Origin of the sequence: Ideonella sp., from assembly GCF_035254525.1 — a bacterium.
Classification (GTDB): Bacteria; Pseudomonadota; Gammaproteobacteria; order Burkholderiales; family Burkholderiaceae_C; genus Ideonella.
The window spans coordinates 1-12,012 of sequence record NZ_DATFAN010000205.1 but is presented as its reverse complement, the minus strand read 5'-3'; the positions used below and the strand labels follow the sequence as shown (position 1 = coordinate 12,012).

The window sequence follows — 12,012 nt, the reverse complement described above, 5'->3', positions numbered from 1 at the left end:
GGCCAGGATGGACAATGGCACGATTCTAGGAGCCCATGGCCTCGACCCTCTCCCTCATCCTGCTGTATCTCGTGGCCGCGGTCGCCGGCGTGGTGCTGTGTCGCAGCCTGAAGCTGCCGCCCATGCTCGGCTACCTGGTGGTCGGTGTGCTGATCGGGCCCAACGCGCTGGCACTGGCCAAGGACTCCGCCGCCGTCAAGGTGCTGGCCGAGTTCGGCGTCGTGTTCCTGATGTTCGTGATCGGGCTCGAGTTCCACCTGCCCAGGCTGCGCAGCATGCGCACGCTGGTGTTCGGGCTGGGCCTGTCGCAGGTGAGCCTGACGATCCTCGGTGCGGTGGTCGGCAACGTGCTGCTGACGCTGGGCTTCGGCTGGCTCGGCATCCAGTGGGACCTGGGCTGGCAGGGCGCCGTCGTGCTGGGCAGCGCAGTGGCGATGTCGTCGACCGCGATCGTCGTCAAGATGATGGCCGAACGGCTGGAGCTCGAGAGCGAGCACGGCAAGCGCGTCATGGGCGTGCTGCTGTTCCAGGATCTGGCCGTCGTGCCGCTGTTGGTGCTGATTCCCGCGCTCGATTCCGGCGGCGGCGACATGGCACGCTCGCTCGGCCTTGCGCTGCTCAAGGCCGGCGTGCTGCTGGGCCTGCTGTTGCTCGGCGGCCAGCGGCTGATGCGCTGGTGGCTCACGCTGGTGGCGCGGCGCAAGAGCGACGAGTTGTTCGTGCTGAACCTGCTGCTGGTCACGCTGGGCCTGGCCTGGCTGACCGAACACGCCGGGCTGTCGCTTGCGCTGGGCGCTTTCATCGCCGGCATGCTGATCGCCGAGACCGAGTACAAGCACCAGGTCGAGACCGACATCCGGCCGTTCCACGACGTGCTGCTGGGCCTGTTCTTCATCACCATCGGCATGAAGCTGGACTGGCGGCCGCTGCTGGACCAGTGGCTGCTGGTGCTGCTGTTGACGCTGCTGCCCGTCGCTGCGAAAGCGGCGCTGGTGGCCGGGCTGGCCTGGGCGTTTCGCGCGCCGCCGGGCGTGGCGCTGCGCACCGGCCTGTACCTCGCGCAGGCCGGCGAGTTCGGCTTCGTGCTGTTGACGTTGGGCAGCGAGAACCGGTTGATCCACCCTCAATGGGTCGGCCCGGTGCTGGCGTCGATGGTGCTGTCGATGCTCGCCACGCCGCTGCTGATCCAGTTCAGCAACCGCATCGTGATGCGCCTGGCGGCGAGCGACTGGCTGATGCAATCGGTGGCGCTGACGGCGATCGCCAAGAAGGCCATCCGCACCGAGGCCCACATCATCATCTGCGGCTTCGGCCGCAGCGGCCAGAACCTTGCCCGCCTGCTCGAGCAGGAGCACATGCCCTACATGGCGCTCGACCTCGATCCGGACCGCGTGCGCCAGGCCGCCGCCGCCGGCCAGAGCGTGGTCTTTGGCGATGCCGCGCGGCTGCAGAGCCTGATGGCGGCGGGCCTGGCGCGCGCCACCGCGGTGGTGGTGAGCTACCCCGACACCGCCTCGGCGCTGAAGATCCTCGACCTGGTGCGCCAGCACGCACCGCAGGTGCCGGTCATCGTCCGCACGATCGACGACTCGGATCTGGAGAGACTGCGCGAGGCCGGGGCGGCCGAGGTCGTGCCCGAGGCGGTGGAAGGCTCGCTGATGCTGGCCAGCCACGCGCTGGCGCTGGTCGGCGTGCCGATGCGGCGCGTGATCCGCCTGGCGCGCGACGCGCGCGATGCACGGTACCGCCTGCTGCGGGGTTACTTCCACGGTGCCGACGACGACACCGCCGACGAGCTGAAGCAGGAGCGCCTGCGCAGCGTCAGCCTGCCGCACACCGCCGCCAGCGTGGGCAGCACCTTGTCCGACCTGGCGCTGCACGCGCTGGACGTCAACGTGGTGTCGGTGCGCCGCGCCGACGGCCGCACCGTGACGCCGAACGATGAGCTCAAGCTGGCCGGCGGCGACACCCTCGTGCTGGCCGGCCTGCCCGAGACACTGGCGCTGGCCGAAACCAAGCTGCTGACGGGTTAGTTCAGGCTGCGGGCATGCCGCGCTCGAGGTTGGCGCGCATGCGCTCGGCCATCACGGCACCGGCGGCGCGCAGGAACTCGAGCGCCATCTCGGGCTGGCGCTGGGCAAATTCATCGAAGCGGTTGCGCGTCAGCCCCCACAGCACGCTCGGCGACATCGCCTCGACCTGCGCCATGCGGGGCGTCTCGGCGAACAGCGTCGGCTCGCCGACCACCGCGCCGGGCCGCAGGATCGCAACGGGCCGGCGCGCCGGCCCGGCATCGGGCACATAGACCTGCAGCGTGCCGCTTTCGAGCAGGTACATCACGCGGTCCATGTCGCGATAGCGGATCAGCGTGTCGCCCGGGCGCAGCTTGAATTGCTGCATGAAGGCCGCCAGCTGGCGCCACTGGCTCACATCGAGTCGGGGGCGGAACGCATCGTCGGCGTTGAGGGTCTGGACGGCTTGCAGCAGGATCTCGACGGCCATGGTGGCAGCTCCCTCCGAGGGGGTCCGGCGCGGCGGCCCGGGACGGTCGCCGTCATTCGTGGATTGATGGGCGGATTATGGGCAGCCGTGGCGGCGGCGGGCAATCGGGCGCGCCCTCGTTCGTCGCCACCAGCGCGCCGCTCGTCGGCCGGGCGGTGTTCACTTGCCGATGCAAAAGCGCGCGAAGATCTCGCCCAGCAGGTCGTCGGCGCTGAAGACACCGGTGATGCGCTGCAGCGCCTCGTGGGACAGGCGCAGCTCCTCGGCAAACAGGTCCAGCGCCGCGTCGGCCTGGGCCGCGTGCTCGGCCGCCACAGCAAGGTGGACGCCAGCCTCGCGCAGGGCCTGCACATGGCGGGTGCGGGCGATGAACAGGCCCTCGGGCGACGCCAGCCCGCCGGCGCGCTCCAGCAGCGCTTCGCGCAAGGCCTCCAGGCCGCTGCCTTGCCTGGCCGACAGCCGCAGCCCCGGGCGGGCGCGCTCGAATGCGCCCGGCGCACCGGCCACGTCGGCCTTGTTGAACACGTGCAGCAGCCGGGCCGGCTCGACGCTCGCGAAGCGTTCGGCGATCTGTGCGTCCGCCGCCTGGTAGGCCGGCTCGTCGACCCGGGTCAGGTCGTGCAGGAACAGCACCGCGTCGGCCGCTTCGATGGCCTCCCAGCTGCGTGCGATGCCGATGCGTTCGACCTCGTCGGCCGCCTCGGCCGGGCTCGCGCGCAGGCCGGCGGTGTCGGTCACGTGCACCGGCACGCCGCGGATCTGGATGGTTTCGCTGACGCGGTCGCGCGTGGTGCCGGCGATCGGCGTGACGATCGCCAGCTCGGCGCCCGCCAGCGCATTCAGCAGCGAGCTCTTGCCCACGTTCGGCTGGCCCGCGAGCACGACACGCAGGCCCTCGCGCAGCAGCGCGCCCTGGCGGGTGCGGGCCAGCAGCTCGTCCAGCCGGCGCTGGATCGCGGCGAGCTGGCCGCGGGCGTCGGCCTTCTCGAGGAAATCGATCTCCTCTTCGGGGAAATCCAGCGTCGCTTCGACCAGCATGCGCAGCCGCACGATCGCCTCGGCCAGCTGGTCGACCTGGGCCGAGAACATGCCGGCCAGCGAGCGGCTGGCCGACCGCGCGGCGGCCTCGGTGCTGGCGTCGATCAGGTCGGCCACGGCCTCGGCCTGCGCGAGGTCGAGCTTGTCGTTGAGAAAGGCCCGCTGCGTGAACTCGCCCGGCTCGGCCAGGCGCAGGCCGGGCAGCAGCGCCGTGGCCGGGTCGTCGCGCAGGGGTTGTGCCGCCGCCTCGAGGCAGCGCGCCAGCAGCAACTGCAGCACGACCGGGCCGCCGTGGGCCTGCAGCTCCAGCACGTCTTCGCCGGTGTAGGAATGCGGCGCCGGGAAGTACAGCGCCAGGCCTTGGTCGATCGGCTGGCCGGCGGCGTCGAAGAAGGGGCCGTAGTGGGCCCGGCGCGGGCTGGGCAGGATGCCGGTCAGCGCCTGCGCCAGCCCCGCCAGGCCGCGACCCGAGACGCGGACGATGCCGACCGCGCCCCGCCCGGGGGCGGTGGCGATCGCGACGATGGGGTCCTGGTGGCGGCCGAGCAGCACGGCCGGATTGTCCCCGAGCTGCGAGGGCTCGACGGCAGGAATTGGCGCGGGGGGAGTGTCGGCAGCGGCCGTTGCCGGCCGCTGCCGATCACTCGCTGCCCGAGGAACTGGGTTGACCCCGCGTTTGAATGATCGTCCCGTCGCGAGCCGGCTGGAAGCCCGCAACCGTCAAGAAGTGTCTTGCCGGGCGGGACTTCGTGTGATGCGTCACGCGACGCCGAGGCGCTTGTTGATGAACCACTGCTGGGCGATCGACAGCAGGTTGTTGACCAGCCAGTACAGCACCAGGCCCGAGGGGAAGAAGAAGAACATGAAGCTGAACATCAGCGGCATCAGCCACATCATCTTGGCCTGCACCGGATCCGGCGCCTTCGGCCCCAGCCACACCTGCAGCATGCTGGAAGCGGTCATCAGCGCGGGCAGGATGAACAGCGGGTCCTTGGCCGAGAGGTCGGTGATCCAGCCCAGCCAGGGCGCGCCGCGCATCTCGACCGACGCCAGCAGCACCCAGTACAGCGAAATGAAGAACGGCATCTGCACGACGATCGGCAGGCAGCCGCCCAGCGGATTGATCTTCTCCTCGCGGTAGATGCGCATCATCTCCTGCTGCATCTCCTGCGGCTTGTCCTTCAGCCGCTCACGCATTTCCATGATGCGCGGGTTGACCGCCTTCATCTTGGCCTGCGAGCGATAGGCGGCCGCGTTGAGCCAGTAGAACGCGATCTTCAGCAGCACGACCAGCGCGATGATCGCCCAGCCCCAGTTGTGGAGCAGGCTGTGCAACTGGTCGAGCAGCCAGAACAGCGGCTTGGCGATGATCGTCAGCCGGCCGTAGTCCTTCACCAGCTCGAGGCCGGGCTCCAGCACAGCGAGCTTCTTCTCGTCTTGCGGGCCGGCATAGAGCGTGGCCTGGTGGGTCACGGTGGCGCCCGGCGCCAGCGTGCCCAGCGGCTGCACCATCGCCACCGTGTAGTCGCTGCCGACCTTGGCGGTGACGAAGTCGCGCGGCGTGCCGGCCGGCAGCAGCCAGGCGCTGGTGAAGTAGTGCTGGATCATCGCGACCCAGCCATCGCTGGCGGTCTTCTCGTGCTCGGGCGCGGCGTTGGCGGCACGCTTGTCGATGTCCTTGAACTCGACCTTCTGGAACTTCTTCGCGTCGGTGTAGATCGCCGGGCCGGTGTAGGTGAAGCCGGTCGACGAGAACATCGAGGTCGACTGGCCCTCGGGCGGGTTGCCGTCGCGCAGCAGTTGCAGGTAGATCTGCGGCGTGATCGGCGCACCCGAGACATTGGTCAGCTCGTGCTTGACGCCGATGGTGTAGTCGCCGCGCCTGAACGTGTAGGTCTTGACCAGCTTCGCGCCGCCGATCTCGGGCGACTCGAAGCGCACGACGAGCTCGTTGGCGCCATCCTTCAGCGCGCGGTCGCCAGGCTGCACCGTGAAGGGGCTCAGGTGGCGCGGCAGCAGCGCGCTGCCCGGGGCCGGGTTGATGAAGCCGGTCTGGGCCTGGTAGTGGCGCGTGGCGCTCTGGTCGAACAGGACGACCGGGTGCGTCGGATCCATCGCATCCTTGTAGGCCGTCAGCTCGAGGTGGGTGACGCTGGCACCCAGTGTGTCGAGCGTGGCCTTCATCACGTCGGTCTGGATCGTGACTTGCTCGCCGGGTGCGCTCGGTGCAGCGGCGGCAGGCGTCGCCACGCTGCCTATGCCAGCGGCCGCCGGTACGCCGGCCGCACTGGGGGCACTGGTGCCGGGCGCCGCAGCGCCGGCCACGGCCGACGCAGGCGGCTCGCCGATCGGGGCGCCGAACAGCGTCGGGTGCCCTTGATGCTTGTTCCACCCGTCATAAAGCAAGACGAGCGACATGATGAACACCACCCACAGCAGGGTGCGACGCATATCGGTCATGGCAGGGGCCTGGAAAGATTCGGAGTCGAAGGGTCGGCCGGCTCGGCAGGGTGGACCGCAGGGGTCACCGTGGCGGCCGGCAGCAGATGGGTGAACAGCCTGGGCCGCTCGGTCGGCACCGGGTCGCAGCCGCCGTCGCACCAGGGCTGGCAGCGCAGCACACGCGCCACCGTCAGGTAGCTGCCGGCCAGCGCGCCGTGGCGCCGGAGCGCCTCGATGCCGTAGACCGAGCAACTCGGGTAGAAGCGGCACTGGTTGCCCAGCCACGGGCTCAGCAGCAGCCGATAGCCGCGCAGCAGCAGCACCAGGCCGCGCCGCGGCGCGAAGCGGATGGTGTCGAGCAGCGTCGGTGCGGTCATCGCGCGCGGCCCACTGGCGCCGTGGCCGCGCGGCCGAAGAGCTGGCCCAGCTCGGCGCGGGTCACCTGCTTGAGCGGCTCGGAAGCGGGGCTCGTGAACTCGACGCGGTCGAACGGCGTGCGCAGCCGCACGACCCACAGGCCGGGCGGCAATGCCGCGGCATGTTGCGACATCGCCGCGCGAACTTGGCGCTTGATCAGGTTGCGAGTGACCGCTCGCTTGGCATGCCGCTTGGGCACGACGAGACCCAGCCAGTGGGCCTCGATGGCCGGCTGGGACGCCGCTGCGGGGGATTCATCCACAAGGGCAGGCACTCCAGCGGAAGCACCTGTGGATAACTCTGGTGAAAAAGACGGGACAACCGTCTGGCCGGACGCCGAAAGGACGGTCCCACGCGATGCCGCCGGCCCGCCGCTCACATGGTGAACGGCGAAGTGAGCGCTTCGCGCACGGGGCGCCGTCGCGAGCACGCGTTCGAAATCGGCCGGTCGCACGATGCGGCCGATCATGGCGTGTCTCGTTAGACCTGCGACAGCTTCTTGCGGCCCTTGGCACGGCGCGCGTTGATCACGGCGCGGCCGCCACGGCTCTTCATGCGAACGAGAAAGCCATGCGTGCGAGCGCGGCGGATCTTGGAAGGCTGGTAAGTGCGCTTCATGATGGACTTTGCTTTGAGGTTGCGGCTTTGGCCCAGATGCGCTCAACGCGGAGATGCCTGGGGGCCGATTCGGGAAACCCACTATTAGAGCAAAAAACGCTTGTCAGGTCAAACACTTGCACGGCAGCAAGCGGCTTGGAGCGGCCCTTGACCCAATCCAAGAAACTGTGGATAACCGCCACCTTCGCCGGTCGTTCCATGCGTAGAATCCGGCGGCTCGAAAAGAACTTGTCCACAATGAGCCTCGATCTCTGGCAGCGCGGTTGCGAGCGTCTCGCGACTGAACTGCCCGAACAGCAATTCGCCACCTGGATCCGCCCGCTGCCGCCTGCCGACATCACCGATGCCGGCGACGCCGGGGCGGTGGCGCAGCTGCGTGTGCCCAATCGTTTCAAGCTCGACTGGATCCGATCGCAGTACGGCGCACGCATCGAGACCGTGCTGAGCGACCTGGCCGGCAAACCGGTGCGGCTGGAGTTGAGCCTCGCACCGCGTGACCCGATGCCGGGGCTGGCGAGCCGCCCGGCGATGGGTGTGCCCAACGGTGTGAACGGCAGCATGAATGGCACCGCCAGCTTCGGCCGCACCACGCAGGGCGCGAGTGCGGCGCAGATCCTGGCCCGGGCCGCGCTGCCGCAGCGCGAGGCGGTGCTGGCCGGCGAGCTCGGCAGCCCGGCGCCGGCCGCCCCGCCCGCCGCCACGCCGATGCGCCCCGGCGCGGCCGGCCTCGCGCAGCCGCCGGCCGCCAATCGCCACCGCCTGAACACCGCGCTGACCTTCGACAACCTCGTCGCCGGCCGCGCCAACCAGATGGCCCGCACCGCCGCGCTGCACGTGGCCGGCGCGCCGGGCGCGATGTACAACCCGCTGTTCATCTACGGCGGCGTCGGCCTGGGCAAGACCCATCTGGTGCACGCGGTGGGCAATGCCCTGCTGGCCGACAACCCGAATGCCCGCGTGCTGTACCTGCACGCCGAGCAGTTCATCTCGGATGTCGTCAAGAACTACCAGCGCAAGACCTTCGACGAGCTGAAGGCCAAGTACCACTCGCTCGACCTGCTGCTGATCGACGACGTGCAGTTCTTCGCCGGCAAGGAGCGCACGCAGGAGGAGTTCTTCAACGCCTTCGAGGCGCTGCTGGCCAAGCGCGCGCACATCATCATGACCAGTGACACCTACCCCAAGGGGCTGGTGGACATCGACGAGCGCCTCACCTCGCGCTTCGACGCCGGACTCACGGTGGCCATCGAGCCTCCTGAGCTGGAGATGCGCGTCGCGATCCTGATGCGCAAGGCCGACGCCGAAGGCGCAGCCATGCCCGAGGACGTGGCCTTCTTCGTCGCCAAGAACGTGCGTGCCAACGTGCGCGAGCTCGAGGGCGCGCTGCGCAAGATCCTCGCCTACTCGCGCTTCAGCCACAAGGACATCAACATCCAGCTCGCGCGCGAGGCGCTGAAGGACCTGCTGTCGATCCAGAACCGCCAGGTGGGCGTGGAGAACATCCAGAAGACGGTGGCCGACTTCTACAAGATCAAGGTCGCCGACATGTACTCGAAGAAGCGCCCCGCCAGCATCGCGCGGCCGCGCCAGATCGCGATGTACCTCGCCAAGGAGATGACCCAGAAGAGCCTGCCCGAAATCGGCGAATTGTTCGGCGGTCGCGACCACACGACGGTGCTGCATGCGGTGCGCAAGATCGGCGCCGAGCGGCAGAAGAATACCGAGCTCAACCAGCAGCTGCACGTGCTCGAGCAGACGCTCAAGGGCTAAGCACGATGCAGGTCTCGTCGTCAAGCAGCAAGGCTGGGGACAAGTCTTGAACAAGCCGGCAGATGTCCACAGCACCGAGGCGGATCCCGAAGTTGTTGGTGCCGGCTCCCGCCGTTGCAGGCCCGGCGCCCACAGGGTTCGCCGGGACATAAACGGTTGAGAGAAAAAGAGAAAATGGCGTTCTCCACAGAAGGCCATCGACTTCTACTAGAACGACCAAGTTAAGAGGTTCAAATGATTGTCTTGAAGGCAGCGCAAGAAAAATTGTTGAACGCCTTGCAGGCGGTGTCCGGCATCGTCGAGCGGCGTCACACGCTGCCCATCCTGGCCAATGTGCTGATCCGCAAGACCGGCCCGGCCATCGAATTCACCACCTCCGATCTCGAGATCCAGGTGCGCACCACCGTCGAGTTCGACGGCGACGCGGCCAACTTCGCGAGCACGGTCGGCGCGCGCAAGCTGATCGACATCCTGCGCGCGTTGCCGGCCGACCAGGTCGTGACGCTCAGCGCCAACCAGAACAAGCTCACCCTGCAAGGCGGCAAGAGCCGCTTCACGCTGCAGACGCTGCCCTCCGACGACTTCCCGCTGGTGCAGGAGGCGGCCGACTTCGGGCCGGCCTTCAGCGTGCCGCAGAAGACGCTCAAGCACCTCATCAACCAGGTGCACTTCGCGATGGCGGTGCACGACATCCGCTACTACCTCAACGGCATCCTCTTCGTCGCCGAAGGCAAGAGCCTCACGCTGGTGGCCACCGACGGCCACCGCCTGGCGCTGGCGCAGTCCAACCTCGACGTCGAGATCCCCAAGCAGGAAGTCATCCTGCCGCGCAAGACGGTGCTCGAGCTGCAGCGCCTGTTGAGAGACGAGGACACGCCGATCGAGATGCGCTTTGCCGGCAACCAAGCCAAGTTCAGCTTCTCGGGCATGGAGTTCGTCACCAAGCTGGTCGAAGGCAAGTTCCCCGACTACAACCGCGTCATCCCGAAGAACCACAAGAACCACGTGACGCTGGGGCGTGCACCGCTGCTGGCCAGCCTGCAGCGCGCCGCCATCCTGACCAGCGAGAAGTTCAAGGGCGTGCGCGTGAACATCGAGCCCGGCGTGCTGCGCATCGCCTCCAGCAACGCGGAGCAGGAAGAAGCCAAGGAAGAGCTCGAGGTCGACTACAACGGCGACGCGATCGAGATCGGCTTCAACGTCACCTACCTGATGGACGCGCTGGCCAACATGAGCCAGGAGATGGTGAAGATCGAGCTGCAGGACACGAATTCCAGCGCCTTGCTGACCGTGCCCGAGCAAAGCGGCTTCAAGTACGTCGTGATGCCGATGCGGATCTGACGTCGCCCGTTGTCACCTGCACGGCGAGCGGGCTGCGGCCCGCTTCAGTGTTTTTTCAGGGAACCCGCCGCGATGGTGTCGGGCCCCGAGCGTGAGTAAAGCAGCAATGACCGACCCTTTGAACATCCCCCACGACGACGACAAGAAACCCGCCGACAAGGCCAGCGAAGCGGCCGCCGCCGGCCCCGCCGCCGATGCCTACGGCGAAGGCAGCATCCAGATCCTCGAAGGCCTGGAAGCGGTGCGCAAGCGCCCCGGCATGTACATCGGCGACACCTCCGACGGCACCGGCCTGCACCACCTGGTGTTCGAGGTGGTGGACAACTCCATCGACGAGGCGCTTGCCGGTCACTGCGACGACATCGTCGTCACCATCCACACCGACAACTCGATCTCGGTGGTCGACAACGGCCGCGGTATCCCGACCGGCGTCAAGATGGACGACAAGCACGAGCCCAAACGCAGCGCGGCCGAGATCGCGCTCACCGAACTGCACGCGGGCGGCAAGTTCAACCAGAACAGCTACAAGGTGTCGGGCGGCCTGCACGGCGTGGGCGTGTCGTGCGTGAACGCGCTGTCGAAGTGGCTGCGCCTGACGGTCAAGCGCGAAGGCAAGGTGCACTTCATCGAGTTCAAGAAGGGCGTGCCGCAGGACCGCGTGCTCGACATGCGCGATGGCTTCGAGGTGAGCCCGATGAAGGTCCTGGGCGAGACCGAGAAGCGCGGCACCGAGGTGCACTTCCTGCCCGACGACGAGATCTTCGAGAACATCGACTACCACTACGACATCCTGTCCAAGCGGCTGCGCGAGCTCTCGTTCCTCAACAACGGCGTGAAGATCCGCCTCATCGACGAGCGCAACAACAAGGAAGACAACTTCGCGTTCGTGGGCGGCGTGAAGGGCTTCGTCGACTTCATCAACACCGGCAAGAAGGTGCTGCACCCGAACATCTTCCACGCGGTGGGCGAGAAGCTCTCGGAGCAGAACACCAACATCACGGCCGAGGTCGCGATGCAGTGGAACGACGGCTACAGCGAGAACGTGCTGTGTTTCACCAACAACATCCCGCAGCGCGACGGCGGCACCCACCTGACCGGCCTGCGCGCGGCGATGACGCGGGTGATCAACAAGTACATCGAGGACAACGAACTGGCCAAGAAGGCCAAGGTCGAGATCAGCGGCGACGACATGCGCGAGGGGCTGTGCTGCGTGCTGAGCGTGAAGGTGCCCGAGCCCAAGTTCAGCAGCCAGACCAAGGACAAGCTGGTCTCCAGCGAGGTGCGCGGCCCGGTGGAAGACGTGGTGAGCAAGGCGCTCACCGACTACCTGCTCGAGAACCCGATCGACGCCAAGATCATCTGCGGCAAGATCGTCGAGGCCGCGCGTGCGCGCGAGGCCGCCCGCAAGGCGCGCGAGATGACGCGGCGCAAGGGCGTGCTCGACGGCATGGGCCTGCCGGGCAAGCTCGCCGACTGCCAGGAGAAGGACCCGGCGCTGTGCGAGATCTACATCGTCGAGGGCGACTCGGCGGGCGGCTCGGCCAAGCAGGGTCGTGACCGCAAGTTCCAGGCGATCCTGCCGCTGCGCGGCAAGATCCTCAACGTCGAGAAGGCGCGCTTCGAGAAACTGCTCACCAGCAACGAGATCCTCACGCTGATCACCGCGCTCGGCACGAGCATCGGCAAGGACGAGTTCAACCCGGACAAGCTGCGCTACCACCGCATCATCATCATGACCGACGCGGACGTGGACGGCGCGCACATCCGCACCCTGCTGCTGACCTTCTTCTACCGGCAGATGCCCGAGCTCGTGGAGCGCGGCCACATCTACATCGCGCAGCCGCCGCTGTACAAGGTCAAGCTCGGCAAGGACGAGCAGTACCT

At 67.8% G+C, this 12,012-nt stretch carries 10 protein-coding genes; 4 read left to right on the top strand and 6 right to left on the bottom strand.

Going from position 1 to position 12,012, the window contains the following annotated elements; translation table 11 throughout:
* The first annotated feature begins 35 nt into the window (after positions 1-35).
* Positions 36-2,033 (top strand): cation:proton antiporter, encoded by a 1,998-nt coding sequence (locus VJ693_RS22960; RefSeq protein ID WP_324158093.1) that lies wholly within the window; start codon positions 36-38, stop codon positions 2,031-2,033.
* A 1-nt stretch (position 2,034) separates the two neighbouring features.
* Here VJ693_RS22960 and VJ693_RS22955 read toward each other — a convergent pair whose 3' ends face one another.
* The 6 genes from VJ693_RS22955 to rpmH all read right to left on the bottom strand — a co-directional run bounded on the left by VJ693_RS22955 (position 2,035) and on the right by rpmH (position 7,017).
* A complete protein-coding gene (locus tag VJ693_RS22955; protein ID WP_324158091.1) occupies positions 2,035-2,502 on the bottom strand; it encodes a cyclic nucleotide-binding domain-containing protein in 468 nt (155 codons plus the stop codon).
* A 159-nt stretch (positions 2,503-2,661) separates the two neighbouring features.
* Positions 2,662-4,089 carry a tRNA uridine-5-carboxymethylaminomethyl(34) synthesis GTPase MnmE gene (mnmE, locus tag VJ693_RS22950; protein WP_324158118.1) on the bottom strand — a complete coding sequence of 476 codons (1,428 nt, stop codon included), beginning with the start codon at positions 4,087-4,089 and terminating at the stop codon, positions 2,662-2,664.
* Positions 4,090-4,299: 210 nt separating this feature from the next.
* Complete coding sequence (yidC, locus tag VJ693_RS22945) at positions 4,300-6,000, bottom strand: membrane protein insertase YidC (protein WP_324158090.1); 1,701 nt, start codon at positions 5,998-6,000, stop codon at positions 4,300-4,302.
* Positions 5,997-6,359 carry a membrane protein insertion efficiency factor YidD gene (gene yidD, locus VJ693_RS22940; protein ID WP_324158088.1) on the bottom strand — a complete coding sequence of 121 codons (363 nt, stop codon included), beginning with the start codon at positions 6,357-6,359 and terminating at the stop codon, positions 5,997-5,999. Before yidD ends, yidC begins: the two co-directional genes overlap by 4 nt.
* Positions 6,356-6,868 (bottom strand): ribonuclease P protein component, encoded by a 513-nt coding sequence (rnpA, locus tag VJ693_RS22935; RefSeq protein ID WP_324158087.1) that lies wholly within the window; start codon positions 6,866-6,868, stop codon positions 6,356-6,358. Before rnpA ends, yidD begins: the two co-directional genes overlap by 4 nt.
* A gap of 11 nt (positions 6,869-6,879) precedes the next feature.
* The gene (gene rpmH / locus VJ693_RS22930) at positions 6,880-7,017 is read right to left on the bottom strand and encodes a 50S ribosomal protein L34 (RefSeq protein WP_324158085.1); all 138 of its coding nucleotides are present in this window, start codon (positions 7,015-7,017) and stop codon (positions 6,880-6,882) included.
* A 237-nt stretch (positions 7,018-7,254) separates the two neighbouring features.
* On the opposite strand from rpmH, the gene dnaA reads away from it, so the two are divergent.
* The 3 genes from dnaA to VJ693_RS22915 all read left to right on the top strand — a co-directional run.
* Positions 7,255-8,787, top strand: a complete 1,533-nt coding sequence (gene dnaA, locus VJ693_RS22925) for a chromosomal replication initiator protein DnaA (RefSeq protein ID WP_324158084.1) — start codon at positions 7,255-7,257, stop codon at positions 8,785-8,787.
* Positions 8,788-9,021: 234 nt separating this feature from the next.
* Positions 9,022-10,128 carry a DNA polymerase III subunit beta gene (gene dnaN, locus VJ693_RS22920; RefSeq protein WP_324158083.1) on the top strand — a complete coding sequence of 369 codons (1,107 nt, stop codon included), beginning with the start codon at positions 9,022-9,024 and terminating at the stop codon, positions 10,126-10,128.
* Between the two features lie 106 nt (positions 10,129-10,234).
* Positions 10,235-12,012: DNA gyrase subunit B (locus VJ693_RS22915; protein WP_324158082.1), on the top strand; the 1,778-nt coding region annotated here is incomplete at its 3' end.